The 26,368-nt window shown below is 73.0% G+C and carries 25 protein-coding genes; 15 read left to right on the top strand and 10 right to left on the bottom strand.

What is annotated here, in order from left to right; genetic code table 11:
- The first annotated feature begins 61 nt into the window (after positions 1–61).
- Positions 62–550: a regulatory protein RecX gene (locus VR894_RS16275; RefSeq protein ID WP_324653213.1), complete on the top strand. Its 489-nt coding sequence runs from the start codon at positions 62–64 to the stop codon at positions 548–550.
- Between the two features lie 6 nt (positions 551–556).
- Here VR894_RS16275 and VR894_RS16270 read toward each other — a convergent pair whose 3' ends face one another.
- The 4 genes from VR894_RS16270 to VR894_RS16255 form a co-directional block, all read right to left on the bottom strand.
- Positions 557–1,411, bottom strand: a complete 855-nt coding sequence (locus VR894_RS16270) for an amino acid ABC transporter permease (RefSeq protein WP_324653212.1) — start codon at positions 1,409–1,411, stop codon at positions 557–559.
- Entirely contained in the window at positions 1,408–2,082 is a 675-nt protein-coding gene (locus VR894_RS16265) for an amino acid ABC transporter permease (RefSeq protein WP_324653210.1), read from the bottom strand. Before VR894_RS16265 ends, VR894_RS16270 begins: the two co-directional genes overlap by 4 nt.
- A 105-nt stretch (positions 2,083–2,187) precedes the next feature.
- On the bottom strand, positions 2,188–3,084 hold the full coding sequence (locus tag VR894_RS16260) for a glutamate ABC transporter substrate-binding protein (RefSeq protein ID WP_324653208.1): 897 nt from the start codon (positions 3,082–3,084) through the stop codon (positions 2,188–2,190).
- 53 nt (positions 3,085–3,137) lie between these two features.
- Positions 3,138–3,908, bottom strand: a complete 771-nt coding sequence (locus tag VR894_RS16255) for an amino acid ABC transporter ATP-binding protein (RefSeq protein ID WP_324653206.1) — start codon at positions 3,906–3,908, stop codon at positions 3,138–3,140.
- A gap of 90 nt (positions 3,909–3,998) precedes the next feature.
- On the opposite strand from VR894_RS16255, the gene miaB reads away from it, so the two are divergent.
- From miaB to dapF, 3 genes are all read left to right on the top strand, one after another.
- The gene (gene miaB, locus VR894_RS16250) at positions 3,999–5,519 is read left to right on the top strand and encodes a tRNA (N6-isopentenyl adenosine(37)-C2)-methylthiotransferase MiaB (protein WP_324653204.1); all 1,521 of its coding nucleotides are present in this window, start codon (positions 3,999–4,001) and stop codon (positions 5,517–5,519) included.
- 146 nt (positions 5,520–5,665) lie between these two features.
- A complete protein-coding gene (miaA, locus tag VR894_RS16245) occupies positions 5,666–6,577 on the top strand; it encodes a tRNA (adenosine(37)-N6)-dimethylallyltransferase MiaA (protein ID WP_324653202.1) in 912 nt (303 codons plus the stop codon).
- A gap of 10 nt (positions 6,578–6,587) precedes the next feature.
- Positions 6,588–7,481: a diaminopimelate epimerase gene (dapF, locus tag VR894_RS16240; RefSeq protein WP_324653201.1), complete on the top strand. Its 894-nt coding sequence runs from the start codon at positions 6,588–6,590 to the stop codon at positions 7,479–7,481.
- Here dapF and VR894_RS16235 read toward each other — a convergent pair.
- Positions 7,473–8,084: a class I SAM-dependent methyltransferase gene (locus tag VR894_RS16235; protein WP_324653199.1), complete on the bottom strand. Its 612-nt coding sequence runs from the start codon at positions 8,082–8,084 to the stop codon at positions 7,473–7,475. The genes dapF and VR894_RS16235 overlap by 9 nt on opposite strands.
- 91 nt (positions 8,085–8,175) lie before the next feature.
- Between VR894_RS16235 and hflX the strand changes: the two genes are divergently transcribed.
- The 3 genes from hflX to VR894_RS16220 are packed head-to-tail and all read left to right on the top strand — an operon-like array spanning position 8,176 to position 12,723.
- A complete protein-coding gene (hflX, locus tag VR894_RS16230) occupies positions 8,176–9,663 on the top strand; it encodes a GTPase HflX (RefSeq protein ID WP_324653274.1) in 1,488 nt (495 codons plus the stop codon).
- Positions 9,660–11,744, top strand: a complete 2,085-nt coding sequence (locus VR894_RS16225; protein ID WP_416380859.1) for an ATP-dependent DNA helicase — start codon at positions 9,660–9,662, stop codon at positions 11,742–11,744. The genes hflX and VR894_RS16225 overlap by 4 nt, the downstream gene beginning before the upstream one ends.
- A 25-nt stretch (positions 11,745–11,769) precedes the next feature.
- Positions 11,770–12,723, top strand: coding sequence for an L-lactate dehydrogenase (locus VR894_RS16220; RefSeq protein ID WP_324653198.1), 954 nt, complete (start codon positions 11,770–11,772; stop codon positions 12,721–12,723).
- Here the strand turns inward: VR894_RS16220 and lexA are convergent.
- The gene (gene lexA, locus VR894_RS16215; RefSeq protein ID WP_416380858.1) at positions 12,720–13,430 is read right to left on the bottom strand and encodes a transcriptional repressor LexA; all 711 of its coding nucleotides are present in this window, start codon (positions 13,428–13,430) and stop codon (positions 12,720–12,722) included. The two genes, VR894_RS16220 and lexA, sit on opposite strands and share 4 nt — an antisense overlap.
- A 171-nt stretch (positions 13,431–13,601) precedes the next feature.
- Here lexA and VR894_RS16210 point away from each other — a divergent pair, with 171 nt between their 5' ends.
- Positions 13,602–14,063 carry a LysM peptidoglycan-binding domain-containing protein gene (locus tag VR894_RS16210; RefSeq protein WP_324653197.1) on the top strand — a complete coding sequence of 154 codons (462 nt, stop codon included), beginning with the start codon at positions 13,602–13,604 and terminating at the stop codon, positions 14,061–14,063.
- Positions 14,064–14,161: 98 nt separating this feature from the next.
- Complete coding sequence (gene nrdR / locus VR894_RS16205; protein ID WP_324653196.1) at positions 14,162–14,677, top strand: transcriptional regulator NrdR; 516 nt, start codon at positions 14,162–14,164, stop codon at positions 14,675–14,677.
- A gap of 70 nt (positions 14,678–14,747) precedes the next feature.
- On the opposite strand, the gene mgrA is transcribed toward nrdR, so the two are convergent.
- From mgrA to VR894_RS16190, 3 genes are all read right to left on the bottom strand, one after another.
- Complete coding sequence (mgrA, locus tag VR894_RS16200) at positions 14,748–15,779, bottom strand: L-glyceraldehyde 3-phosphate reductase (protein ID WP_324653195.1); 1,032 nt, start codon at positions 15,777–15,779, stop codon at positions 14,748–14,750.
- Positions 15,780–15,797: 18 nt separating this feature from the next.
- Positions 15,798–17,015 carry a phosphoglycerate dehydrogenase gene (serA, locus tag VR894_RS16195; RefSeq protein WP_324653194.1) on the bottom strand — a complete coding sequence of 406 codons (1,218 nt, stop codon included), beginning with the start codon at positions 17,013–17,015 and terminating at the stop codon, positions 15,798–15,800.
- 80 nt (positions 17,016–17,095) lie between these two features.
- Positions 17,096–19,303, bottom strand: coding sequence for a HelD family protein (locus VR894_RS16190; RefSeq protein WP_324653192.1), 2,208 nt, complete (start codon positions 19,301–19,303; stop codon positions 17,096–17,098).
- Positions 19,304–19,442: 139 nt separating this feature from the next.
- On the opposite strand from VR894_RS16190, the gene VR894_RS16185 reads away from it, so the two are divergent.
- The 5 genes from VR894_RS16185 (at position 19,443) to VR894_RS16165 (ending at position 24,092) form a co-directional block, all read left to right on the top strand.
- Positions 19,443–20,585 (top strand): SpoIIE family protein phosphatase, encoded by a 1,143-nt coding sequence (locus VR894_RS16185; protein WP_324653190.1) that lies wholly within the window; start codon positions 19,443–19,445, stop codon positions 20,583–20,585.
- Positions 20,582–22,186 (top strand): sensor histidine kinase, encoded by a 1,605-nt coding sequence (locus VR894_RS16180; RefSeq protein WP_324653189.1) that lies wholly within the window; start codon positions 20,582–20,584, stop codon positions 22,184–22,186. Before VR894_RS16185 ends, VR894_RS16180 begins: the two co-directional genes overlap by 4 nt.
- A 5-nt stretch (positions 22,187–22,191) precedes the next feature.
- Positions 22,192–22,614 carry a response regulator gene (locus tag VR894_RS16175; RefSeq protein ID WP_324653268.1) on the top strand — a complete coding sequence of 141 codons (423 nt, stop codon included), beginning with the start codon at positions 22,192–22,194 and terminating at the stop codon, positions 22,612–22,614.
- A gap of 71 nt (positions 22,615–22,685) precedes the next feature.
- Positions 22,686–23,654 carry a PAC2 family protein gene (locus tag VR894_RS16170; RefSeq protein WP_324653188.1) on the top strand — a complete coding sequence of 323 codons (969 nt, stop codon included), beginning with the start codon at positions 22,686–22,688 and terminating at the stop codon, positions 23,652–23,654.
- 234 nt (positions 23,655–23,888) lie between these two features.
- A complete protein-coding gene (locus VR894_RS16165; RefSeq protein WP_324653186.1) occupies positions 23,889–24,092 on the top strand; it encodes a cold-shock protein in 204 nt (67 codons plus the stop codon).
- Positions 24,093–24,150: 58 nt separating this feature from the next.
- On the opposite strand, the gene VR894_RS16160 is transcribed toward VR894_RS16165, so the two are convergent.
- Complete coding sequence (locus tag VR894_RS16160; protein WP_324653184.1) at positions 24,151–25,041, bottom strand: fused MFS/spermidine synthase; 891 nt, start codon at positions 25,039–25,041, stop codon at positions 24,151–24,153.
- A 26-nt stretch (positions 25,042–25,067) separates the two neighbouring features.
- On the opposite strand from VR894_RS16160, the gene dinB reads away from it, so the two are divergent.
- A complete protein-coding gene (dinB, locus tag VR894_RS16155) occupies positions 25,068–26,342 on the top strand; it encodes a DNA polymerase IV (RefSeq protein WP_324653183.1) in 1,275 nt (424 codons plus the stop codon).
- Positions 26,343–26,368 lie beyond the last annotated feature (26 nt).

Below are 26,368 nucleotides of genomic sequence, written 5' to 3'. Positions count from 1 at the left end.
CGCGCCTGAGCCGCCGACCACCGGGGCGGCCGCCCAGGACGCCGAGCCACCCACCGAGGAGGTGGCGCGCGCGATCCTCCTTCGCCAGCTCGCGGCGGCCCCGCGCAGCCGCGCCCAGCTGGCGGAGAAGCTCGCCGCACGCGACGTGCCCGAGGAGCTCTCCGAGCGGCTGCTCGACCGCTTCGAGGAGGTCGGCCTCGTCGACGACGCCGCCTACGCCGAGATGCTCGTCCGCTCCCGGCACCAGGAACGTGGGCTCGCGCGACGTGCGCTGTCCCACGAGCTGCGGCTCAAGGGGATCGCCCCGGAGGTCGCCGAGCACGCCCTCGAGCAGATCGACGACGACGACGAGCACACCGCGGCCCTCGACCTCGCCGTCCGCAAGGCGCGCTCGAACCGGGGCCTGGACCCGGTCAAGCGCCGCCGTCGGCTCGCCGGGATGCTCGCCCGCAAGGGCTACTCACCCGGCGTGGCCATGCGTGCCGTCGACGAGGCGCTCGCCGCGGAGGGCCAGCCCGACGAGGACCGGGGCTGGGACGAGCCGGGCTGAGTCCGGTCACTCCGCCCGTGGCCGCTGGACGGTGACCTTCGCCGCGGTGCGCCCACCGATCCGGCGCGCCACCTTCCCGGCGGCCCAGGCCAGCACGATGTTGAGCACGATGTAGACCAGCGCGATCACGAAGAACGACTGCAGCACCGGGAACGGGGCGTCCGCACCGATCAGCCGGGCGGAGCGGAGCAGCTCGCTGTAGGTGATGATCGCGCCCAGCGCCGAGTCCTTCAGCACCACGACGAACTGGCTCACCAGTGAGGGCAGCATCGCCATGAGCGCCTGCGGCAGCTCGATGGAGCGGATCGACTGGCCGCGGGTCATCCCGATCGCCAGTGCCGCCTCGCGCTGTCCCGAGGGCAGGCCGTGCACACCGGAGCGCACCAGCTCGGCGATCACCGACCCGTTGTACAGGGTCAGGCCGATCACCACACCGAGGAGGGGGCTGAGGGAGGGAGCCACCTGGAGGAACTGCGCACTGAAGAACCAGCCGCCGATCATCAGGATGAGCACCGGGACGGCCCGGAAGAACTCCACCACCACACCGCAGAACCAGCGGATCGCGCGGACGCCCGACAGTCGCCCCACCCCGAACAGCAGCCCGAACACGAGTGCCAGCACGATCGAGTAGGCCGCGGCGACCAGGGTGTTCTGCAGGCCCGGCAGGAAGTAGTACAGCCAGGTGCGCGCCTCGAGCATCGGCGCCCACAGGTCGCCGTCCAGCTGGCCGTGCACGTGCAGCTGGTACAGCACGAGGACGAGCCCCCCGAGCACCACGACGGTGCCGATGACGTTCGCGACCAGCATGCGCCGCCGGGTGCGCGGTCCGGGGGCGTCGAAGAGGACCGACTGTGCGCTCATCGGGACACCGCCAGTCGCCGGGAGAGGTGGGTGACGGCCAGGCCCACGGGGATGACGATGACGACGAAGCCGGCCGCCACGGTGAGGAAGATGGGGATCACGTAGTTCGCGTCCCGGTCCAGCATGCCGGCCATCAGCAGGGAGATCTCGTTCACCGAGATCGCCGCGGCCACGGTGGTGTTCTTGATGAGCGCGATGAGGGTGTTGCCCAGGGGTGCGATCGCGCCGCGGAAGGCCTGCGGCATGATCACCAGCCGCGCGGCCGGCATGAACGACAGACCCACGGCGCGGGCCGCCTCGGCCTGACCGAGCGGGACGGTGTTCACCCCGGAGCGGATCGACTCGCAGACGAACGAGGCGGTGTACACCGACAGTGCCCACACCGCCAACCAGAAGAAGTTGGCGTCGAACCGTTCGGCGAACTGGACGCCGAGCTGTGGCCAGAGCACGAACGCGGCGAACATCATCACCACCGTCAGGGGGATGTTGCGCACCAGGTTGACGTAGGTGGCGCCCGCCCAGCGCAGCGAGGGGATCGGTGAGATCCGCATGAACGCCAGGATGGTGCCGAGCACGAGCGAGAAGATCGCCGAGAAGAAGGCCAGTCGGAGGTTCATCCAGTAGGCGCCAACGATGTCGTAGTTGGAGAGAACCTCGAGGAAGTCACTCACGGGCGTACCACCTTGGCGTGATCAAGCGGGGCGGACGGGCACGGCCGGCGGCTCGCGGGCCGCCGGCCGTGCCCGGGCGGAGGCAGGTGCTGCCTCGGGTTCGGCTCAGGCGCAGTCGGCGGGCGTGGGCGGGTTGAGCTCGGCGTTCGGGGTGAAGCCCGTGCCCTCGGTGGCGGCGTCGATGAACTCCTGCCAGCTGCCGTCCTCGATCATGGCGTTGATCGCGTCGGTCACCGGCTGGCACATGTCGGAGTCCGGGGGCAGGCCCACGCCGTAGTTCTCCTCGGAGAACGTGTTGCCCACGACCTGCAGCTCACCGCTGCCGTCGGAGGCGGCCAGGCCCGCGAGGATGATGTCGTCGGTGGTGACGGCGTCCACCTGCCCACCGACCAGGTACTGGATGCACTCCGAGTACCCGTTGAGCTCCACCAGCTGGGTGTCGGGGGAGAAGTCCTCCTTGACCCTCGCCGCCGAGGTGGACCCGGACACCGAGCACAGGTTCCTGCCGTCGAGCACGTCCGGGCCGGTGATGGTGTCGGCGTCCTCGGACCGGATCAGCAGGTCCTGACCGGCGACGAAGTACGGTCCGGCGAAGTCCACCACCTCGTCGCGCTCGTCGGTGATCGAGTAGGTGGCGACGATCATGTCCACCTGCTCGTTCTGCAGCATCGTCTCCCGCTGCGGGGACGGGGACTCCACCCACTCGATCTGGTCCGCCGAGTAGCCCAGCTCCTCGGCGATGTAGGTCGCGACGTCGACGTCGAACCCGGTGTAGCTGCTGCCGTCCTGGTAGCCCAGGCCCGGCTGGTCGAACTTGATCCCCACCCGGATCGAGCCCTCGGCCCCGCCGCCGGTGGCGCCGTCGTCGGCGTCGTCGGTCTCGGTCGTGACGTCGCCGCCGTCGGCCTCCGGGTCCCCGGCTCCGGGCTCTCCTGTGCAGGCGGCGAGCGTGAGGGCGCCGATGGCGGCCACGGCCGCCAGTGCTGCTCGTGTCGTCTTCATCGTGAACTCCTTCGTCGGTTACTGGGAACTGTGCCGATGCCGCCGTGTGGCCGTCAGTGACTGAGGATCTTGCCGAGGAAGTCCTTGGCGCGGTCGGACTCGGCGTTCGTGAAGAACTCCTCGGGGGTCTTCTCCTCGACGATCTCGCCCTCGTCCATGAACACGACGCGGTCACCGGCCTTGCGCGCGAAGCCCATCTCGTGGGTGACGACGACCATCGTCATGCCGTCCCGCGCGAGGGAGGTCATGACGTCGAGGACCTCGTTGATCATCTCGGGGTCGAGCGCTGAGGTCGGCTCGTCGAACAGCATGACCTTGGGCTGCATCGCCAGCGCGCGGGCGATCGCCACCCGCTGCTGCTGACCACCGGAGAGCTGTGCGGGAAGCTTGGCGGCCTGGTTGCCCACCCCGACGCGGTCGAGCAGCTCCATCGCACGCGCCTTGGCCTCCTTCGTCCGCAGCCCCTTGACCTTGACCGGGCCCAGGGTGACGTTCTCGAGCACCGTCTTGTGGGCGAAGAGGTTGAAGGACTGGAAGACCATCCCGACGTCGGCCCGGAGCTGCGCCAGCGCCTTCCCCTCCTCCGGCAGTGGGGTGCCGTCGATCCGGATCTCACCGGAGCTCACGGGCTCCAGCCGGTTGATCGTGCGGCACAGCGTGGACTTGCCCGAGCCCGACGGCCCGATGACGACGACGACCTCACCGCGGTGCACGGTGAGGTTGATGTTCTTGAGGACGTGGAGCTCGCCGAAGTACTTGTTGACGTCGTGCATCTCCACGAGCGGCTCGGTGGAGGGGGCAGGCATGGGGCCCGAGTCGGTCATAGTCGCCAACCTAACTACACAATGTGGCGCAGGTCATGAATTTCGGGTCACGGTCGGGACACGGCGTGCCGCACCTACACTTGGCTGACGATGACTGCCACCGCGAGCGCGCCCCGCACCTACGTCGTGCGCACCATGGGCTGCCAGATGAACGTCCACGACTCCGAGCGCCTGGCCGGCATGCTCGAGACAGCGGGTTACGTGCCGGCGGACGGGCACACCGATGCCCTGGAGCAGGGTGCGGACGTCGTCGTCATCAACACCTGCTCGGTCCGGGAGAACGCCGCCAGCCGGCTGTTCGGCAACCTGGGCCAGCTCGCCTCGGTCAAGCGGTCGCGGCCGGGCATGCAGATCGCCGTCGGCGGCTGCCTGGCGCAGCAGATGCGCGACGGCATCGTCGACAAGGCACCGTGGGTCGACGTCGTGTTCGGTACGCACAACCTCGACGTGCTCCCCACGCTCCTCGAGCGCGCACGCCACAACGCCGAGGCGCAGGTGGAGATCGAGGAGTCGCTCAAGGTCTTCCCCTCGACGCTGCCGACCAAGCGGGAGTCCGCCTACGCCGGCTGGGTGTCGATCTCGGTCGGCTGCAACAACACGTGCACCTTCTGCATCGTGCCGCACCTGCGCGGCAAGGAGCGCGACCGAAGGCCCGGGGACGTGCTCGCCGAGGTGGAGGCCGTCGTCGCGCAGGGGGCCGTCGAGGTGACGCTGCTGGGGCAGAACGTCAACTCCTACGGCGTCGGCTTCGGGGACCGCGGTGCGTTCGCCAAGCTGCTGCGCGCGTGCGGGCACGTCGAGGGCCTCGAGCGGGTGCGCTTCACCTCACCGCACCCGGCCGCCTTCACCGACGACGTCATCGAGGCGATGGCCCAGACGCCGAACGTCATGCCGCAGCTGCACATGCCTCTCCAGTCCGGCTCGGACCGGGTCCTGCGGGCCATGCGCCGGTCCTACCGCTCGGCGAAGTTCCTCGGCATCCTCGACCGGGTCCGTGCCGCCATTCCCGACGCCGCGATCAGCACCGACATCATCGTCGGGTTCCCGGGGGAGACCGAGGAGGACTTCGGGGCCACCCTCGACGTCGTCGAGGCGTCCCGCTTCGCCAGCGCCTTCACCTTCCAGTACTCACCGCGTCCCGGCACCCCGGCGGCGGACCTGCCGGACCAGGTCCCCGCCGACGTCGTCGCCGACCGCTACCAGCGGCTGCTCGCCCTGCAGGAGCGGATCAGCACCCAGGAGAACGAGCGTCAGGTCGGGCGCACCGTCGAGGTGCTCGTCGCGGACGGCGAGGGCCGCAAGGACGGCGCGACCTCCCGGATCAGCGGACGCGCCGCCGACAACCGTCTCGTCCACGTCGCCCTGCCGGAGGACCTCACCGAGGCCGAGCTGCCGCGCCCGGGTGACATGGTCACCGCGACCATCACCCACGGCGCCCCGCACCACCTCGTCGCGGACTCACCGGCGCTCGGCGGCACCTACGCGCTCCGCCGCACCCGCGCCGGCGACGCCGGGGAACGCGCCCGCCGCGGCGACCACGACCACGACGGCGCCGAGCCGGCGCCCGGGGGCGCGGTCACCCTCGGAATGCCGTCCCTCCGGCGGGCCTGAGCACGGACCACACTCCGCTGATCCGCCCCTTCCGATCGTCGGCCGCCCCTGTCGTCAGGGTGGAGTGAGTGGAAGGGGCGACCCAGCGGACGCCGGCGGTCGGTGCCCGAGGTCCCGCCGCCGGCCGACGCCGTAGCCTGGGGCGCGTGCCTGCCCCCGTCATCGCCGTCGTCGGCCCGACCGCGACGGGCAAGTCCGACCTCGGGCTCGACGTCGTCGAGCTGCTCGGGGGTCCGGACGCCGCGGAGGTGGTCAACGCCGACGCGATGCAGCTCTACCGGGGCATGGACGTCGGCACCGCGAAGCTGCCACCGGACCAGCGGCGGGGCGTCGCTCACCACCAGCTCGACGTCCTGGACGTCACCGAGGAGTCCAGTGTCGCGGCCTTCCAGCGGGAGGCCCGCGCCGACATCGCCGCCATCCACGGCCGCGGCCGCCGCGCCGTGCTCGTCGGCGGCTCGGGCCTCTACGTCCGGGCGGTGCTCGACGAGCTGGAGTTCCCCGGCACCGACCCGGAGGTGCGGCGCCGGCTCGAGGAACGCGCGGAGCAGGAGGGCAGCGGGGCCCTGCACGCGGAGCTCGCCGCGCGCGACCCGCTGGCGGCGGAGCGGATCCTGGCGACCAACACGCGACGCGTCGTCCGCGCGTTGGAGGTCATCGAGCTCACCGGCCGTCCCTTCTCCGCCTCGCTGCCCGAGCACCGCTACCACCTGCCGGCGGTCCAGGTCGCGATCGACGTCCCCCGCGAGGAGCTCGACCACCGGATCGGTGCCCGCGCGGCGGCCATGCTCGCCGGCGGCCTCCTCGCCGAGACCCACGAGCTCCTGGGGCAGGGCCTCGCGGAGGGACGCACCGCCTCCCGGGCCGTCGGGTACGCCCAGGCGGTCGCCGTCCTCGAGGGGCGGATGAGCGCCGAGGACGCCCACCAGGCCATCACCACGGCGACGCGCCAGCTCGCCCGCCGCCAGGAGAAGTGGTTCCGCCGCGACCCTCGGGTGCGGTGGCTGGAGCTGTCCGCGGCACTGCCGGCACGCGTCGTCGAGCTCGCGACGACATAGGGTGGAGGCCATGTCCGAGCCCACCGCGCTGCGCGGGGTGCCACTGACCAAGGGGCACGCCACCGAGAACGACTTCGTGCTGCTCGCCGACCCGGACGACGCGCTCGACCTGGACGCCGCCACCGTGGCCGCGCTGTGCGACAGGCGGTCGGGCATCGGTGCCGACGGACTCGTCCGGGCGGTCCGCTCCACGCGGACGACGACGGGCGAGGACGCCGCGGAGTGGTTCATGGACTACCGCAACGCCGACGGCTCACTCGCCGAGATGTGCGGCAACGCCCTGCGGCTGCTCGCCGCCTACCTCGAGGCCGAGGGCTTCCTCGACCTTTCGGACGGAGCACCCGTGCGGGTCGGCACCCGCGGCGGGGTGCGCACCGTGTGGCGCAGCGGCAGTGACTACACCGTCGACATGGGGCCCTGGCAGGTCCCCGGTGGCGAGGACGCCGTGCGACGGGGTTTCGACGTCGCCGTCCAGGTCGCCGGCCTCGAGGGCACCCGCGCGGGCCTGCAGGTCGCCATGCCCAACCCGCACACCGTCGTCGCCCTGCCGGACACGGCCGAGCTCGACGGCCTCGACCTCGGCCCGCAGGTCGCCGTCGACCCTCCTCCGGTCGAGGGCACGAACGTCGAGCTCGTCGTGCCGCTCGGGGAGACGACGACCGACGGCGAGGTCGTCGGCACCGTCCGGATGCGCGTGCAGGAGCGCGGAGTGGGGGAGACCCGCTCGTGCGGCACCGGCGCGTGCGCGGTCGCCGTGGCGCTCCACGCGTGGGGCGGCGCGCAGGCGCCGCGGCTGTGGCGCGTGCTCCTGCCCGGCGGTGAGCTCCTCGTGCGGCTCACCGACGACGGTCGCGCGCTCCTCACGGGGCCCGCGACCCTCGTGGCCCAGGTGGTCCTACGCTGACGGTCGCCTGACGTCGAGCACCCGGAAGCCCTTGGCGCTCGCCAGCCGGGAGGTCGGCAGCGCGAGCTCGGACTCGATCCACCGGTGCAGCGAGTCCCCGCCGAGGTTCTTGCTCACGACGAGCAGCGCCCGGCCACCGGGTGCCAGCCGGCCCAGCCACGTGCGCAGCAGCTCGTGCAGCGCCTGCTTCCCGATGCGGATCGGTGGGTTGGACCACAGCTCGTCGATCCCGTCGGCGACCAGGTCCGCGGCGTCCTCGGGGTCGGCGACGACGACGTTGCCGTACCCGAGGGCGGTGGCGTTGCGGGCGGTGAGGTCCCGGGCTCTCTCGTTGACGTCGACGGCGACGACCCGCGCGTCCGGCGCGGCGTCGGCCAGGGCGAGGGTGATCGGGCCCCAGCCGCAGCCGAGGTCCACCAGGGTGCCGGTCGGCACCGGCTCGGGCGCCGCGTCGAGCAGCACCCGCGTGCCCGGGTCGAGCCGGTCGCCGGAGAAGACCCCCGGTGCTGTCCGGACCCGTACCGGTCGGCCGCGCAGGACGACGTCGATGACGCGCGTCTCTGCCGGGGAGGCAGGGCGCGCGGAGAAGTAGTGCTCGTTCACCCCCGCAACCTACCTCCGCCCTGGGGATAACTGGTCGCCGGGTCGAAGTCGTCGTGGGACCCTGGACGTGGTGGACGACGACTGGGAGACCATGGCAGAGCACGACGACGACCCGACGACGCCGCGCGACCCCGCGCACGACGTCGTGGCGCGGGTCCTCGCCCGCGCGGGGACCGCGCTGCAGGCGGACGCGTCCGACGACCCGGACAGCGACGGCGAGCAGCTCGACCGCGAGGAGCGCTCGGCGCTGCGCCGGGTCGCCGGCCTGTCGACCGAGCTCGAGGACGTCACCGAGGTCGAGTACCGGCAGCTGCGCCTCGAGCGGGTCGTCCTCATCGGCGTGTGGTCCGGCCCCGACGCCGAGCTCGCCGAGGTGTCGCTGCGGGAGCTCGCCGCGCTCGCCGAGACCGCCGGCTCCGTCGTCCTCGACGCCGTGCTGCAGCGTCGAGCCGCCCCGGACCCCGCGACGTACTTCGGCAAGGGCAAGGCGGCCGAGCTCGCCGAGACGGTGGCCGAGCTCGGTGCCGACACCGTCGTCGTCGACTCCGAGCTCAGCCCCTCCCAACGCCGCGCCCTCGAGGACGTCGTCCAGGTCAAGGTCATCGACCGGACCGCGCTCATCCTCGACATCTTCGCCCAGCACGCGAAGTCGCGGGAGGGCAAGGCGCAGGTCGAGCTGGCCCAGCTGGAGTACCTCCTCCCGCGGCTGCGCGGCTGGGGCGAGTCGATGTCCCGCCAGGCCGGTGGCCGCGTCGCCGGTGGTGCCGGGATCGGCTCCCGTGGGCCCGGTGAGACGAAGATCGAGCTCGACCGCCGGCGCATCCGCACCCGCATGGCGCGCCTGCGGCGCCAGATCGCGGCCATGGCGCCGTCCCGGGAGACCAAGCGCTCCTCGCGGCACCGGTCCCAGATCCCGTCCGTCGCGATCGCCGGCTACACCAACGCCGGGAAGTCCTCCCTTCTCAACCGGCTCACCGGGGCCGGCGTACTCGTCGAGAACGCGCTGTTCGCCACCCTGGACCCCACCGTGCGCCGTGCCGAGACCCCGGACGGGCGGGCCTACACGCTCGCCGACACCGTCGGCTTCGTCCGCTCCCTGCCGCACGAGCTCGTCGAGGCGTTCCGCTCGACGCTCGAGGAGGTCGCCGAGGCCGACCTCGTCCTCCACGTCGTCGACGCCGCACACCCCGACCCGGAGGGACAGGTCAAGGCGGTGCGCGACGTCCTCGCCGACATCCCGGGCGCCGACGCCGTGCCCGAGCTCATCGTCCTCAACAAGGTCGACCTCGCCGAGCCCGGCTCGGTCGCCGCGCTGCGCACCCGCTACCCGGGCGCCATCGCGGTCTCCGCCAGGACCGGCCACGGGATCGAGGAGCTGCGCGAGCGCATCGCCGAGCTGCTCCCGCGCCCCTCGGTCCGGGTGGAGGTCCTCGTGCCGTACTCGCGCGGGGACCTCGTCTCCCGCGCGCACGCCACCGGGGAGGTCCTCGCCGAGCAGCACACCGGCACCGGCACGCAGCTCACGGCGCTGGTCGACGAGACCCTCGCGGCCGAGCTCGCCGCCGCCCAGTCGGCGTGAGCGGCACGGCCGAGCTCCTCGGTGCGGCGGTCCGTAAGCTCGGCGGCACTGAGCGGGACGGCCAGGGCGAGATGGCCGAGGAGGTGGCGCGGACCCTGCGCGAGCCCCGCGCGCTGCTCGTCCAGGCCGGCACCGGCACCGGCAAGTCGCTCGGGTACCTCGTCCCGGTCCTCGACCACGCGGTGCGCCACCACGAGCGAGCCGTCATCTCGACGGCGACCCTCGCCCTCCAGCGCCAGGTCCTGACCCACGACGTCCCGCTCGTCGCCGACGTCGTCGCCGCCTCGGGGGCGCCCCGCCCGCAGGTCGCGCTGCTCAAGGGCTGGCACAACTACGTGTGCAGACACAAGGTCGCCGGTGGCTACCCGGCGGAGGACGAGCCGGGTCTCTTCGCCGCCGACGCCGTGACTGCGGACGCGGCGACCGCCCCGGCGCGCGGGACGCTCGCCGAGCAGGTCGTCCGCCTGCGCGAGTGGGCCGAGGAGACCGACAGCGGCGACCGCGACGACCTCGACCCCGGCGTCAGCGACCGGGCGTGGCGCCAGGTCTCGGTCACCAAGCTCGAGTGCCTGGGCGCGAGCTGCCCGATGCTCGAGGAGTGCTTCCCCGAGGCGGCACGACGGGCGGCCCACGAGGCCGACGTCGTCGTCACCAACCACGCGATGCTCGGCATCGCGGCGGCCGGGTCGCCGCGGGTGCTGCCGGAGCACGAGGTGCTCGTCGTCGACGAGGCCCACGAGCTCGCCGACCGGGTGACCGCTCAGTCCACCCTCGAGCTCTCCGCCGCCGTCGTCGACCGGACCGTCCGGCTCGCCCGCAAGCACGCCGGCGTCAGCGTCGAGGCGCTCGAGTCCGCGGGGCGCGCCCTCGGTGGCTACCTGGAGACGGCTCCGAGCGGCCGGCTCCGCAGCGTGCCCGCCGACCTCCTCGACGCCGTCACCCTCCTCGAGGCCGGCACGCGGGAGGCGCTGAGCGCGATGCGTGGGGACGGCGATGCGGAGGCGGGCGGCAGGCTGATGGCCCGCTCGGCAGTGCTCGTGCTCCACGAGATCGCCGAGCGGCTGCTCGGTGACGGGGTCGCCCAACGGCGTGACGTCCTGTGGTGCGACAGGGGACGCACCGGCTTCGAGTCCGCCCGGCTCCACCTCGCGCCGCTCGACGTCGCCCGCCCGATCGCCACCGAGCTGCTCGCCGGTCGGGCGGCGGTGCTCACCTCAGCGACCCTCGCCCTCGGTGGCAGCTTCGACCCCGTCGCGCGCACCCTCGGTGTCAGCCTGCTCGAGCACCTGTCCTCGGACGGCGACGGCGCCCGCACGCCCGCGCCGCCGGACGGCGCCAGCACGCCCGTGCCGCCGGACGGCGCCGCCGCGGACCGGCGGGCAGGCCCGGGAGCCGCCCGCACGTGGCGCGGCGTCGACGTCGGCTCCCCCTTCGACTACGGCCGCCAGGGGATCCTCTACGTCGCGCGACACCTGCCCCCTCCCGGTCGGGAGGGCCCCAGCGAGGCCGCCAGCACGGAGCTCGTCGAGCTCGTCCGCGCCGCCGGAGGAGGCACCCTGGGTCTGTTCTCCTCGCGGCGCGCTGCCGAGGAGGCCGCCGAGCTCCTCCGGGAGGAGCTGGACACCCCGGTCCTGTGCCAGGGGGAGGACCAGCTGCCCTCGCTCGTGCGACGCTTCGCCGCGGACGATGCGGCCACCCTCGTCGGGACGCTGTCCCTGTGGCAGGGCGTGGACGTCCCCGGCCGGACCTGCCGGCTCGTCGTCATCGACCGGATCCCCTTCCCCCGGCCCGACGACCCCGTCCGCTCCGCGCGCTCGGAGGTCGTCGCCGCGTCGGGCGGGAACGGGTTCATGACGGTCGCCGCCACCCACGCCGCCCTCCTCCTCGCCCAGGGCGCAGGGCGCCTCATCCGGTCGGTGGACGACCGCGGCGTGGTCGCGGTCCTCGACTCGCGGCTCGCGTCCGCGCGCTACGGCACCTTCCTGCGCCGGTCCATGCCCCCGCTGTGGCCGACGACGGACGGCGAGGTCGCGCGCGGCGCACTGCGGCGGCTCGCTGCGACACCCGTCCCGGCGTCCTAGGCTCGGGCACGACGAGAGGATCGGCATGGCACAGGCACGGACGAGCACGGTGGCGGTCGTCGGAGCGGGCGCGGTGGGTGCGACGCTCGCCTACGCGCTCCTCATGCAGGGTGCGGCGCACCGGGTCGTGCTCTACGACGTCAACCGCGCCAAGGTCGAGGCGGAGGCACTCGACCTCGCCCACGGGATCCAGTTCATGCCGCCCGCCCAGATCGTCGGCTCCGACGACATCGAGGCGTGCCGGGACGCCGACGTCGTCGTCATCACCGCCGGCGCCAAGCAGAAGCCGGGACAGAGCCGCCTCGACCTCGCCGCGAGCACGGTCGGCCTGATGCGGACCCTCGTACCGCAGCTCACGGCGGTCGCGCCGGACGCCGTCTACCTCATGGTGACCAACCCGGTCGACATCGTCACCCACGCCGCGCTCACCATCTCGGGCCTCCCGCCCCAGCGCCTCTTCGGGTCCGGGACGGTGCTGGACACCTCGCGCCTGCGCTACCTCATCGCCCGCAAGACGGGCGTCGCCGCCTCGAACGTCCACGCCTACGTCGTCGGCGAGCACGGCGACTCCGAGCTCGTGCTGTGGAGCTCGGCGATGATCGGGGCGGTCCCGCTGCTCGACTGGAGCAGCACCCATGCACCGCTCCTGGACGAGACGGCACGGGAGGACATCGCCGCCGAGGTCGTCACGGCGGCTTACCGGATCATCGAGGGCAAGGGCGCGACGAACTACGCCATCGCGCTGGCCGCGGTGCGCATCATCCAGGCGGTACTGCGCGCGGAGAACCGCATCCTCAGCGTCTCGACGCTGCTCAGCGACTACGTCGGGATCTCCGACGTGTGCCTGTCCGTGCCGACCGTCGTCGGTGCCAACGGTGCGCAGGAGCAGCTCCTGCCACCGCTGACACGGGCCGAACAGGCCGGACTGCGCGACAGCGCGGAGAGCATCCGCGCCGTCGCGCGCCAGCTCGGTCTCTAGAGGCTCCGCAGCACCGAGACGACCCGTCCCAGGAGCTGCGCCTCGTCGCCGTCGATGGGGGAGTAGGCCTCGTTCGCCGGGAGCAGCCACACGTGGCCGTCCCTGCGCTGGAAGGTCTTGACCGTGGCCTCGTCGTCGAGCAGGGCGGCGACGATCTCACCGTTCTCCGCCACCGGCTGGCGGCGCACGACGACCCAGTCGCCGTCACAGATGGCCACGTCGACCATCGAGTCGCCGCTGACCCGCAGGAGGAAGAGCTCGCCGTCGCCGACGAGCTGTCGGGGCAGGGGGAAGACGTCCTCGACCGCCTGCTCGGCGAGGATCGGCCCGCCGGCCGCGATGCGGCCGACGACCGGGACGAAGGTCGGCGCGGGGGTGTCGCTGGCGTCCTCTGGGCTGCCGAGCTGGGGACCGCGCACCTCGGTGCCGACGATCTCGATCGCGCGGGGCCGCTTCGGGTCGCGGCGCAGGTAGCCCTTGCGCTCCAGGGCCATGAGCTGGTGCTTGACCGACGAGGGGCTCGTCAGTCCCACGAGCAGGCCGATCTCCCGCATCGTCGGTGGGTAGCCGCGCTCGTCGACGCTGCGCCTGATCGTCTCCAGGACCAGGCGCTGGCGCTCGGTGAGGGCCCCGTCGTGCGCCTCCTGCTCGGGGAGCTCGTGCACCGTGGCACCGCCCTGGTCGGGGTCGTCCTGGCCTGCGTTCACGGCTCGTGCTCCTCGGATGTCAGTGGTCGCTGATGTGCTCGTGCTCGACAGCGTAGAAGGCCCCGCGCCCGATATCAAACATCTGTTCGACGGCGTGTCGACAGCGGCGGGCGCGAGGAGTACGGTGTCGCACAGACGTTCGACGTACAGACGTTCGAGGGAGAGAGACAGATGAGTGCGCTGGCCATTCCGACCCCGGTCCACCCGGCACCCGCCCGAGACGGTGGCGCCCCGGCGCGCCGCGGCCACCTCCAGCTCGTGGGCCCCGACTTCGTCCCGGCGTCCCCCCGGCGCAGCGAGACCCGGGTGGCGCCGCGCCGCGGGCGGCGCCCGGCCGTGCGGCTCACCGCGCGCGGCCGTCTCGTGCGGTCCGTCCTCGCGCTGACCGCCGGGGTCGGGGTCGCGGTGGCCGGCGGCGCCTGGCTGGGCGGTGTCACGGCCGACGCGCAGTCCTACTCCGGCCCCACCGAGCGGGTGAGCGTCGGTGCCGGGGAGACCGTCTGGGCCATCGCCGCGGCGACCGCCGGGGACGGGCAGGACGTGCGCGACGTCGTCGAGGACATCCTCCGGATCAACGGCCTCGCCTCGGGTGAGGTCTCCGTCGGGCAGCAGCTGCTCGTCCCCGCGGGCTGAGCAGCGGGCAGCGCGCCTTGCACGCCGCGGTCGAGCGCCCGTACCGTGCACCGGAGCGGTGCCGACCTCCGGCCCGCCCGATCGACGAGGAGCGGGGCGTGCACTGTCCCTTCTGCCGGAACGCTGACTCCCGGGTCATCGACTCGCGCACGGCGGACGACGGCTCGGCGATCCGGCGTCGGCGCGAGTGCACCGCCTGCCACCGCCGGTTCACCACGATCGAGACCTCCAGCCTGTCCGTGGTCAAGCGCTCCGGCGTCGTCGAGCCGTTCAGCCGCGAGAAGGTCGTCGCCGGCGTCCGCAAGGCGTGCCAGGGCCGGCCCGTCTCCGACGACGACCTCGCCCTCCTCGCCCAGCAGGTCGAGGAGACGGTGCGGGCCGCCGGTGCCGCGCAGATCAACGCACATGACGTCGGTCTGGCCATCCTCGGTCCGCTGCGTGAGCTCGACGAGGTCGCCTACCTGCGCTTCGCGAGCGTGTACTCCGCCTTCACCTCGCTGGACGACTTCGAGACGGCGATCGCCGCACTGCGCTCGGAGCGTCCCCTCGATCCGCCGAGCGAGCCCCCGGGGACGGGGGCTAGGGTGGATCCCAGCGAGCCCGGCTCGCGCTGACCACCGGTGACGGTGGCGGAGGGGAAGCCGCCACCGTCACCGGTTCCTCATGTCGTGACGGCGCCGGCTGCTACCGCGTCCGGCCGGCCCAGATGTTCACCCCCGCGTCGACGGCGTGCTCCTCGATCCGCGCGAGCTCCTCGGTGCTGAGGTCGAGGTTGTCCAGGGCCCGCAGCGAGTCGTCGAGCTGACGGACGCTCGAGGCGCCGACGAGCGCGGTGGTGACGCGCGGGTCGCGCAGCACCCAGGCGATGGCCAGCTGGGCGAGCGTCTGGCCACGGTCGCGGGCGATGCCCGCGAGGGCACGCACGTGCCCGAGCGTCTCCTCGGTGAGGAACTCCTCGCGGAGGGACCCACTCCTCGCGGCGCGGGAGCCCTCCGGCACGCCGTCGAGGTACTTCTCGGTGAGCATCCCCTGGGCGAGCGGGGAGAAGACGACGTTGCCCATGCCGGCCCGCTCGGTGACGTCGAGCGCACTGGGCTCGCCGTGCTCGACCCAGCGGTTGAGCATGGAGTAGGAGGGCTGGTGGACGAGCAGCGTGAGGCCGATCTCCGCGGCCACGGTCACCGCCTCGGCGGCACGCTCGGCGGTGTAGGAGGAGATCCCCGCGTACAGGGCCCGCCCGGAGTCCACGGCCGTCTTCAGGGCCCCCATCGTCTCGTGGAGCGGGGTCGTCGAGTCGTCACGGTGGGAGTAGAAGATGTCGACGTAGTCGAGCCCGAGTCGGCGCAGGGACGCGTCGAGCGAGCTGAGGAGGTACTTGCGCGAGCCCCACTCCCCGTAGGGGCCGGGCCACATCCGGTAGCCGGCCTTGCTCGAGATGACGAGCTCGTCGCGGTAGGGAGCGAGGTCGGTGGCGAGCAGCCGACCGAAGAACGACTCGGCCGCACCGGGCGGTGGGCCGTAGTTGTTCGCCAGGTCGATGTGGGTGATGCCGCGGTCGACCGCGTGCAGGACGATCTCCCGCTGCGTCGCCTCGGGGTTCTCGTGGCCGAAGTTCTGCCACAGGCCCAGGGCGATCGCGGGCAGGTCGAGGCCGCTGCGGCCGCAGCGGCGGTAGGTCATCGAGTCGTAACGGTTCTCGGCAGGCGTGTAGGTCATGGGCCCACCGTAGATGGCTCAGCTCGCGTGGTGCTCGGCGAGCAGGACCCGTAGCCGGATGGCGTCCGGCACCTCGTCCAGCGCCTGACGGGCCTCGGTGGGCAGCTCCCCGCCGATGTCGGTGATGACGTAGCCCAGGTCGCCGGAGGTGCCGAGGATCTGACCCTCGATGTTCGCGCCGCTCTCCGCCAGTGCCTGGTTGACCAGCGCCAGCGCGCCCGGCGTGTTGCGGTGCAGGTAGGTGACCCGGTAGCGGGCGGCGGGTGCGGGGTCGAGCGCGAGCTGGGGGACGTTGACGCTCATCGTCGTCGTGCCCTCGCGGACGTACCGGGCGAGCTTGGTGGAGACGAACGCCCCGATGCCCTCCTGGGCCTCCTCGGTGGAGCCGCCGACGTGCGGGGTGAGGATGACGTTGGGCAGGCCGCGGAGCTCGGAGTCGAAGGGGTCACCGGTGCGCTTGGGCTCGACGGGGAAGACGTCGACGGCGGCGCCGACGATCCTGCCCGCCTCGATCTGCTCGCGCAGGGAGGTGTAGTCCACGACGAAGCCACGCGAGAGGTTGAGGAAGATCGAGCCCGGACGCATCCGCGCGAACTGCTCGGGACCGAACATGCCCGCGTTGCCGGCGCGGCCGTCGACGTGCAGCGTGACGACGTCGGCGACGTCGAGCAGCGCCTCCAGGCTCGCCATCCGGCGGGCGTTGCCGAGCGCCAGCTTCTCCGCGGTGTCGTAGAAGACGACGCGCATGCCCAGCGCCTCGGCGAGCACGGAGAGCTGGGTGCCGATGTTGCCGTAGCCGACGATCCCCAGGGTGCGGCCGCGGACCTCGTGCGACCCGGCCGCCGACTTCTCCCAGCGGCCGTCGTGCAGGGCGTCGTCGACGACGGTCAGCCGCCGGCTCAGCGCGATGATCTCGCCCAGGGCCAGCTCCACCACCGAGCGGGTGTTGGAGAAGGGGGCGTTGAAGACGGCCACGCCACGGTGGGCGGCGACGGACAGGTCGATCTGGTTGGTGCCGATGGCGAACGCGCCGACGGCGAGGAGGCTGGGTGCGGCGTCGAGCACCCGGCGGCTGACGGTGGTCTTGGACCGGATGCCCAGCACCTGGACGCCGTCGAGCGCGGCGATGAGCTCGTCCTCGTCCATCGCGCCCGGATGGCGCACCACCTCCATCCCGGCGTTCTCCAGGGCGGTGTCGGCGTTCTCGTGTGGGTTCTCCAGAAGCAGTGCGCGCACCCGCCTATCGTGTCGCACCGCCCCCCGAACCGGGAAACCGATCCGCCCACCGGACGCGCCACCCCTCGCCCCGGTGCCTGCTACCGCTCGACCAGGCCGTCCGGGAGCGGGCCGCGGTGCAGGACGTGGAGGCGGCGGGTGGGCCGGGTCATGGCGACGTAGAGGTCACCCGGGCCACCGGCGGTGATCTCGGCGGGCTCGAGGAGGACGACGACGTCGAACTCCAGGCCCTTGGCCGCGACGGCGTCGAGAACCGCGACCCGCGCGGCCAGGACGTCGCCGCCGGGCGTCTCGAGCTCTGCCGCGAGCCGCGTGGACAGCAGCTCACGGACGGCCCCGACGGTGCCCGGTGCCGTGATGACGGCGAGGCGGCCCTCACCCAGCGCGGCGTACTCGGTGGCGACGACGTCGACCACCTCGTGGCCGTCGGTGATGGCGCTCAGCCGGAGCGCCCCGGGGACGTCCCGTGCCGACCGGGCCGGCGCGGCGTGCGCACCGCCGGCCGCCCTCAGCACCCGGACCGCGGACTCCATGACCTCGGCGGGGGTGCGGTAGTTGATGGTGAGGGACGCGGTGCGCACGTGCTCGCTCGCCGCGGTGCCGAGCAGCTCCGCCCAGCTGCGGGCCGGCCGGTGACCCGAGCGCTGGTCCAGGTCCCCGACGAGGGTCATCGAGCGTGAGGGGTTGCGCCGCAGCAGCGCGCGCCACGCCATGGGCGAGAGCTCCTGCGCCTCGTCGACGACGATGTGGCCGTAGGTCCAGTCGCGGTCCGCCGCCGCGCGGTCGGCCACCGACAGCCGCGCCTCCGGGGCGTCGAACCGGGAGGCGAGGGTCTGCGCGTCGACGATCCCGCCGCCGAGGCCGTCCTCACGGATGGCGTGCTCGGCGTAGGCGACGGCGGACGCGCGTTCCGCCTCGCGGGCCAGCCGGGCGCGCTCGGCCTGCGGGTCCTCCAGCCGGCCGAGGAGCACGGCGAGCTCGTCGAGCAGCGGCAGGTCGGCCGCCGTCCACGGGGCGTCCACCGGCCGGTGCAGCAGCCGCCGCTCGTCCGCACCGAGGCCACGCCCGTGGCGGGCGAGGAGCTGGGGGTCGGCGTAGAGCCGCCGCAGCAGCTGCTCGGGCGTCGTCGGCATCCACCGCAGGTTGATCTCCCTGCGGGCGTCGCGGGACTCACGCAGGGACTGCAGGAGGTAGCCGTGCTCCGACTCGAGGTCCAGGCCCTTCTCCTCGGCCCAGCGCCGCACGACGGACTCGAGCACCGCCGTGGCGTAGGTCCGGCGCGCGACGTTGTGCGGGCGGGCGCTGCGCCGTGCCCGCTCCTGGGCCAGCCGCACGTCCTCCGGCTCCAGGCGCACCTGCTCGCCGTCGACGTCGAGCAGCGTCGTCTGCGCGAGCCGGCGCGGCAGCCCACGCACCGCGTGGCGCAGCACCTGGGCCATGACCGCCCGTCCCTTGACCGCCGCGACCTCCTCGGGCTCGGTGGCCGTCACCGGGACGTCGGCGAGGAGGTCACCGAGAGTCGTCGCGACGACTCCGCTCTCACCGAGCGACGGGAGGACCTGCTCGATGTAGCGGAGGAAGACCCGGCTCGGACCCACGACGAGGACGCCGGAACGCTCCAGGCGCTCGCGGTGGGTGTAGAGCAGGTACGCGGCTCGGTGCAGCGCCACCGCGGTCTTCCCCGTGCCGGGACCGCCCTCGACGACGAGGATCCCGTCGACGGCCGAGCGGATGATCTCGTCCTGCTCGGCCTGGATGGTCGCGACGATGTCGCCCATGCGGCCCTCGCGCGCCGCCGCCATCGCCGCGAACAGCGCCCCCTCCCCGGTGAGGCCGTCGAGGTCCGCGTCCGTGTCGAGCAGCTCGTCCTCGACCCCGGTGACGCGGCGGCCGCGGGTCACCAGGTGCCGGCGACGGACGACGTCGCCCCGCCGGGCCGCGGTGGCCTGGTAGAAGGGCCGGGCGGCCGGGGCGCGCCAGTCGATGAGCAGCGACTCCTGGTCCTCGTCGGAGATCCCGATCCGGCCGATGTAGCGGCTGGCGTCGTTCTCCAGGTCGAGCCGGCCGAAGACGAGACGGTTCTCCACCTGCTCCAGCCGCGCGAGGGTGTCCTCGTAGTGCGTGGCGAAGGCGTCCCGCTCCGACCTGTTCTGCGGCGTGCCCGAGGCGCCCTGGCGACGGATCGCCTCGAGGCGCTCGCGGTAGCGGTGCCGGAGGTCGTCCAGCCGCGCGTACACGTGGTCGACGAACTCCTGGTCCGCCTCCCACGGCACACCAGCTCGTGTCACGTTCGACTGCACCACACACAACCCCGCTTCCGTCCCTCGACCGGCAGACCATTATCTACGACGACGGCGCCCTGCACGTGCTCGTCCGTGGTGACCTCGCGCTCTGCGTACGATGTCCGCACCGACCGGAAGGACCGCCGTGACCGACAGCGAGGCCCGTGAGCCTGCCCTCCACCTTCTCCTGGTGGAGGACGACGACGGCGACGCCTTGCTCGTCGAGGAGCTGCTCAGCGACGCTGGGATCGACACCGACATGACCCGGGCGTGGAGCCTCGAGGCCGCGGTGGACGCCCTCGCGATGCCGGTCGACTGCGTCCTGCTCGACCTCGGGCTGCCCGACGCCTCCGGGCTCGACGCGCTCGTGAGGCTGCGGGACGCGTCGGACGCCGCGGTGGTCGTCCTCACGGGCCTGGACGACGCCGACCGTGGGCTCGCCGCCGTGGGCGCAGGCGCCCACGACTACCTCGTCAAGGGCACGGTCGACGGCGAGGCCCTGGGCAGGGCCGTGCGGTACGCCGTCGAACGCCGTCGCGGGGACCGTGAGCGCCGCACGCAGGAGCAGCTGCGGGCCCGCGCGCAGGAGGTCGCGCGGCTCGCCGAGGAGCTGCGCCCGGCCCCGCACACCCCGACCGCACCGGTCCGCCTCCTCGTGCGGAGCGAGGGCGGCGGCGCGCTGAGCTCCCAGCTGTGCGACGTCGTCGAGCGTCCGGACGGCAGCGTGCTCGCCGTCGTCGGCACGGCGGAGGGGACCGGACCGGCGGCCGCGGCCCTGGCAGCGACGGTCCGCGCGGCGTTCCGCGCGTTCGCGCTGAGCCGGCTGCCCGTGACCGACGTCGTCGACGCCCTGGACCGCCTCGTCATGGCGAGCGCCGAGCCCGTCTCGGTGCGTGCGGCCGTCGTCGAGCTGCTCGCGGCCAGCCGCGCGGCGGTGTGCCACCTGGCCGGCCACCACGCCCCGCTCCTGCTCTCCCGTGGCCACGTCAGCACCCTCACGGTGCCCGGGGAGGACGGGCAGGGCGCACCGCTGGGCACCGGACCGGGTGCCCGCCCGGCCGTCGCCGCGCGCCTGCGCGAGCAGGACCGGCTGCTCATGCTCCACCACGGGCTCATCGAGCAGGCGGGGGACCGCGGGGACTCGCCGCTCGCCGCCGTGCTCGACGCCGCCACGAGGGGCGCCGGCGACGAGGCAGCCCTGGCCGACACGATCGAGCGGGTCGTCCGGGCCTACGGGCCGGGTCACATCGAGGACCAGTTCATCCTGCTGGGGTGGGCGCCGGCGTGAGGCGCGGACCGCGGGCGTGGTCGCTGCGCAGCAGGCTGCGGACGGCGATCGTCTTCGCCGGGACGTCGCTCGGCCTCGTGCTGCTCGTCGCCGTCTTCGCCTTCAGCCAGCTGTGGCGCTACCAGCAGGAGGTGACCGGTGTCGTCTTCGACGCCATCATCGAGCTGGAGGAGCTGCAGGCCGACGTCGTCGACGCCGAGGCGGGCGTCCGTGCCTTCGCGCTGAGCGGGGACGAGGACCTCCTCGAGTCCTACACCCGCCTGGCCTACGGGAGGCCCGACGCCGTGCGGTCGAGCCTCGTCGAGGTCCTGCCGAACATCCCGGACCTGGATCGTCACTTCGACCTGCTCGCCGCGGCCACCGACGACTGGCGCGCGGGCTACGCGAAGCCCCTCATCCAGGACACCCGGGAGCACGGCGGCGGGGAGGCGTTCCTCGAGTGGCAGGAGGACGGCGTCGTCCTGTTCAACGAGATGCGCGACCACCAGCGGGCGGCCCTCAACGAGCTCATCGGCTACCGATCCGACGGCGCGAGGGCCATGGAGATGTGGCAGCAGGTCCTCCTCGGCGCCGTCGTGACACTCTCCGTCCTCGCGCTCGTCACGGGCATCCTCCTGTGGCGCTACCTGCGCCAGTGGATCACCGACCCGCTCGACCAGCTGGCAGTGGCCAGCCGTGCCGTCGCCGAGGGGGAGCTGGACCGGCCGGTGGCCGGGACGGGGCCCGACGAGATCCTCACGCTCGCCGACGACGTCGACCGGATGCGCCGGCACCTCGTCGCGCAGATCGCCACGACGGAGAGCGCGCGGGCCGAGCTCGAGGCCTCCAACCGAGACCTCGAGCAGTTCGCCTACGTCGCGTCCCACGACCTCCAGGAGCCCCTGCGCAAGGTCGCGTCCTTCACCCAGCTGCTCGAGCGTCGCTACGGCGACCAGCTCGACGAGCGGGGACACCAGTACATCGAGTTCGCGTCCGACGGCGCCCGGCGGATGCAGCGCCTCATCCAGGACCTCCTGGCCTTCTCCCGCCTCGGACGGACCCAGGAGGACCCGGCTCCGGTGTCGGTCGACCGGGCCCTGACCGAGGCCCTGGACAACCTCTCCGAGACGCTGGCGGAGACCGGCGCCGAGGTGACGAGGGACCCGCTGCCGGAGGTCGTCGGGCACGCCGGCCTGCTCGTCCAGCTGCTGCAGAACCTCGTCGCCAACGCGGTGAAGTTCCGGCGACCCGACACAGTCCCGCACGTCCACGTGGGTGCCGAGCGGGTGGGGTCGGAGTGGCTCTTCCGCTGCAGCGACAACGGCATCGGCATCGAGCCGCGGCACGCCGAGCGCGTCTTCGCGATCTTCCAGCGGCTGCACGCCAAGGACGCCTACAGTGGCACGGGAATCGGCCTGGCGATGTGCAAGCGCATCGTCGAGCACCACGGCGGCCGGATCTGGGTCGAGGAACAGGACCCGAGCGAGGGCACCACCGTGCGGTGGACCCTTCCCGCCACGGACGCGGAGCCGTTGCTGACCGTCGAGCAGGACACCGGGGCCGACCGTGGGATCATGGCCGGGGGGTCAACCGGCCCGGAGACGAAGAGGGTGGAGTCGTGAGCGACATGATCGAGGTGCTGCTGGTCGAGGACGACCCCGGGGACGTCCTCATGACGGAGGAGGCCTTCGCCGAGTACAAGGTCGCCAACCGGCTCACCGTCGTCTCCGACGGCGAGTCGGCGATGTCCTACCTGCACAAGCAGGGCCAGTACGCGGACGCGCCGACGCCCGACCTCGTCCTGCTCGACCTCAACCTGCCCCGGATGGACGGCCGCGAGGTGCTCGCCGAGCTCAAGGAGGACCCGGAGCTGCGGCGCATCCCCGTCGTCGTCCTCACGACGTCGGAGGCCGAGGAGGACATCCTGCGCAGCTACAACCTGCACGCCAACGCCTACGTCACCAAACCGGTGGACTTCGAGCGCTTCATCTCCGTGGTGCGCAAGATCGACGACTTCTTCGTCTCGGTCGTGCGCCTCCCCACCCGCTGACGGCGCCGGGAATGCCGGAGGACCCGGCATCGTTCCACCCACAGACCGACGAGTGGAGGAGGGAGACGGTGGTGGAGCTGTACGACGTACACCCCGACGCAGGCGACGTGCAGGCGCGCGTGCTCATCAACGCGCTCACCGGGGCGATGGACGCGGGGCACGCGGCGGCGCTCGCCGCCCGGCACCTCACCGCGACGCTCGACACCCAGCGCGTGCTCACCTTCGACGTCGACGAGCTCATCGACTACCGCGCCCACCGGCCGGCGATGACCTTCGAGAACTGGCGCTGGACGGACTACGAGGAGCCCTACGTCGTGCTCGACCTCGTGCGCGACGACGAGGGCACCGAGCTCCTGCTGCTCCACGGCAGCGAGCCGGACCTGCGGTGGACGGCCTTCGTCGACGCCGTCATCGACGCCGTCGAGCGCTTCGGGGTCCAGCGCACCATCAGCATCCACGGCGTGCCGATGGGTGTCCCGCACACCCGTCCGACGACCGTGACCGCGCACGCGAGCGAGCCCGGGCTGATCCCCTCACAGCCCGAGATCGTGGGGACCGTCCAGGTGCCCGGCAGCGTCACGGGGCTCCTCGAGTACCGGCTGGGTCAGGCGGGCCACCAGGCCGTCGGCTTCTCGGCGAACGTGCCGCACTACCTCGCGCAGAGCCACTTCCACCAGGCCGCCGCCGAGCTGGTCCGCCAGAGTGCCCGCAGCGGGGAGCTCGCGCTCCCGGTCGGTGACCTCGAGCAGGCGGCGAGCGAGGCGGCGCTCGAGATCGAGCGGCAGGTGTCGGCGTCCCCCGAGGTGACGGCGGTCGTGCAGGCGCTCGAGCAGCAGTACGACGCCTTCATGCGCGGCGCGAACCAGGAGACCAGGGCGACCCTGCTGGCCCAGCCGGTCGAGCTGCCCACCGCCGACGAGATCGGCGCGGCGGTCGAGGCGTTCCTCCAGGAGGCGGACGCGACGGGGGAGCCACCGACCGGTGGCCCCGCAGCCGGTGACGAGGACGACGACCCCCTCGGCACGGCACCCGGCGAGTAGCTCGGACGGCGGCGCCGGGCGGTGGAAACGCCAGCGACCGCGCGGGTGATGCCGAGGGCGTAAGCGCTAGTCACATCGGCGCCGACGTGCCACACTTGGAGCCGTTGCAGTTGCAGTTCGCTTACGTATGACCCTGGCCGCGGCCGGGCTGTGCACGACGTGGGACGAGGCATTGCGGCACGACGGAGACGGCACACGGTCGCCTCCACGACGTCCCCGGAAGGACACAGCACAATGGCACAGGGCACCGTCAAGTGGTTCAACTCGGAGAAGGGCTACGGCTTCATCGCCCAGGACGGCGGCGGCGCTGACGTCTTCGTCCACTACTCCGCGATCGAGTCCGATGGCTACCGCTCCCTCGAGGAGGCGCAGCGCGTCGAGTTCGAGATCACGCAGGGCCCGAAGGGCCCGCAGGCGGAGAGCGTTCGCGCGATCTGACCACCCTTCACAGCACAGGGGCCCCCACCGTCACGGTGGGGGCCCCTGTGCGTTGTCCTCAGGTCTCGTCGGCGACGACGGACCCCGCGGCTGGGGCGACGACGTCGGGCCGTGGCAGGTGCGAACCGGCGAAGGCCGCGAGCTCCTCGCCGCCGACGAGCCGCACGGGCAGCGGCAGCCCCCGGAGCGCCCGCTCGAGCCCCGTCGTGAGGACCGGCTGCTCGGACCCCACGAGGACGACGTTGCCGTACCGCCGGCCACGCAGGATCGCCGGGTCGGCGATGAGGGCGACGTGCGGGAACACCTCCCGGAGGGTGGCCACCTCGGTGCGAGCCGTGGTGAGCGGCGGCCGGTCGGTGAGGTTGACGAGGTACAGCCCGTCCGGAGCGAGCGCCCGGCGCGCCTCCTGTGCGGCGCCCACCGTCCGCACGTGCGGAGGCACCTCGATGCCCGCGAACACGTCGCGGACGACGACGTCCCAGGCGCCGGGCGTCAGGGTGGCCAGGGCGTCGCGAGCGTCGGCCACCCGCACACGCAGTCGCGGGGCACGGGGAAGGTCGAACCAGACGCGGGAGAGCCGCGCGAGCTCCGCGTCGATCTCCACGACGAGCTGGCTGGAGCCGGGTCGGGCGGCATCCAGTGCCCGCGGGAGGGCGCAGCCGGCGCCACCGAGATGAACGGCCCTCACCGGGGCCGGGGGAGGGGGACCGACCTCGTCGAGCACCGCCGTCATCTGCTGCATGTACTCGAACTCGAGGTGGTGCGGGTCGGCGAGGTCGACGTAGGAGCTCTCGGCGTCGTTGATGAACACGGTCACGGCCGACGGTCGGGCCGGGTCGCGCAGGAGCTCCACGACTCCGGTCGACGTCCGGACAGGACCGTCGGGCAGCTGGGGCAGGGGCAGCCGCCGACCGCGGCCGCGCCGACGGGTGGCTGGACGCTCGGGCATACCCTCCAGGCTAGCCTTTGACCAGGATGAGCAGAGGCGAGCGCAGTGCCGCAGCCCGGCGTGACTGGGGCGCGGACGACACCGACTGCCCGATCCTGCACGTGGACATGGACGCCTTCTTCGCCGCCGTCGAGCTGCTCGACCGGCCGGACCTCGTCGGGCGGCCCGTCATCGTGGGCGGCGAGTCACGTGGTGTCGTGCTCTCCGCCACGTACGAGGCTCGCCGTTTCGGCGTCCACTCGGCGATGCCCGTCGCCCGGGCACGGGCGCTGTGCCCGCAGGCCGTGGTGCTCCCGCCGCACCACGACACCTACGCCCGGGTCTCCCGGCAGGTCATGGCGATCCTCGCGGACGTCACACCCGTCATGGAGAAGGTGAGCATCGACGAGGCCTTCCTCGACGTCTCGGGGGCGCGGCGGCGGCTCGGGTCCCCCGTGGAGATCGCCCGGGCCGTCCGGCGGCGCATCCACTCCGAGCTCGGGGTGCCGGCGTCGGTGGGGGTGGCCGCGACCAAGTTCGTCGCCAAGCTCGCCTCCGGGCACGCCAAGCCGGACGGCCTGCTCCTCGTCCCTCGCGACGCGACCGTGCCCTTCCTCCACTCACTGCCCGTCGGCGCACTGTGGGGAGTCGGGGACAAGACCCGGGAGCGGCTGCACCGCCACGGCATCGACACGGTCGCGGCGCTCGCCGCCCAGCCGGTGCGGTCCCTCCACCGCGTCCTCGGCGTCGCGGCCGGTCAGCGGCTCCACGACCTGGCGAACGGACGCGACCCGCGCGCCGTCGAGCCGGAGCACGTGGAGAAGTCGGTGGGCACGGAGACGACGTTCGCGGCGGACGTCACCGACCGCGCGACCCTGGAGGCCGTGCTCCTCGACCAGGCGCACCGGACCGCGGCCCGGCTGCGAGCCGCCGGCCTGGTCGCGAGGACCGTGGCGATCAAGGTGCGCTTCTCCGACTTCCGCACCATCACCCGCTCGCGCGCCACCGAGGCCACCGACGTCGCACACGACGTCCTCACCGTCGCCCGCACCCTGCTCGACGACGTGCCGCTGCCCCCCGGCGGGGTGCGGCTGCTGGGGGTGCGGGTCGAACAGCTCCAGGACGCCGGCGAGGGTGTCCAGCTGCGGCTGGGTGAGGAGGACAACCGTCGCGAGGCCGAGACGGCGATGGACACGATCCGGCAGCGGTTCGGGCCCGGCGCGCTTCGCCCGGCCGCCCTGCTCGACCCGTCCCGCGACGCGCGCGGCGGGCCCCGCGCGGGCCGTGGGCCCGGCCAGCGGAGCGGTTCGACCACACGGTGACCGGTCTTCACCCCCAGTCGGCTTTC

Source organism: Georgenia sp. H159 (assembly GCF_035607575.1).
GTDB lineage: Bacteria > Actinomycetota > Actinomycetes > Actinomycetales > Actinomycetaceae > Oceanitalea.
Note: the sequence above shows the minus strand (reverse complement) of the source record. Positions and strands in the feature narration are given on the sequence as shown.

Excerpts from the sequence above, each read along its gene's own strand:
- VR894_RS16270 (WP_324653212.1), bottom strand. The coding sequence starts at position 1,411 with ATGAGCGCACAGTCGGTCCTCTTCGACGCCCCCGGACCGCGCACCCGG.
- VR894_RS16260 (WP_324653208.1), bottom strand. The coding sequence starts at position 3,084 with ATGAAGACGACACGAGCAGCACTGGCGGCCGTGGCCGCCATCGGCGCC.
- VR894_RS16255 (WP_324653206.1), bottom strand. The coding sequence starts at position 3,908 with ATGACCGACTCGGGCCCCATGCCTGCCCCCTCCACCGAGCCGCTCGTG.
- miaB (WP_324653204.1), top strand. The coding sequence starts at position 3,999 with ATGACTGCCACCGCGAGCGCGCCCCGCACCTACGTCGTGCGCACCATG.
- dapF (WP_324653201.1), top strand. The coding sequence starts at position 6,588 with ATGTCCGAGCCCACCGCGCTGCGCGGGGTGCCACTGACCAAGGGGCAC.
- hflX (WP_324653274.1), top strand. The coding sequence starts at position 8,176 with ATGGCAGAGCACGACGACGACCCGACGACGCCGCGCGACCCCGCGCAC.
- VR894_RS16220 (WP_324653198.1), top strand. The coding sequence starts at position 11,770 with ATGGCACAGGCACGGACGAGCACGGTGGCGGTCGTCGGAGCGGGCGCG.
- VR894_RS16210 (WP_324653197.1), top strand. The coding sequence starts at position 13,602 with ATGAGTGCGCTGGCCATTCCGACCCCGGTCCACCCGGCACCCGCCCGA.
- mgrA (WP_324653195.1), bottom strand. The coding sequence starts at position 15,779 with ATGACCTACACGCCTGCCGAGAACCGTTACGACTCGATGACCTACCGC.
- VR894_RS16175 (WP_324653268.1), top strand. The coding sequence starts at position 22,192 with ATGATCGAGGTGCTGCTGGTCGAGGACGACCCCGGGGACGTCCTCATG.
- VR894_RS16165 (WP_324653186.1), top strand. The coding sequence starts at position 23,889 with ATGGCACAGGGCACCGTCAAGTGGTTCAACTCGGAGAAGGGCTACGGC.
- VR894_RS16160 (WP_324653184.1), bottom strand. The coding sequence starts at position 25,041 with ATGCCCGAGCGTCCAGCCACCCGTCGGCGCGGCCGCGGTCGGCGGCTG.
- dinB (WP_324653183.1), top strand. The coding sequence starts at position 25,068 with ATGAGCAGAGGCGAGCGCAGTGCCGCAGCCCGGCGTGACTGGGGCGCG.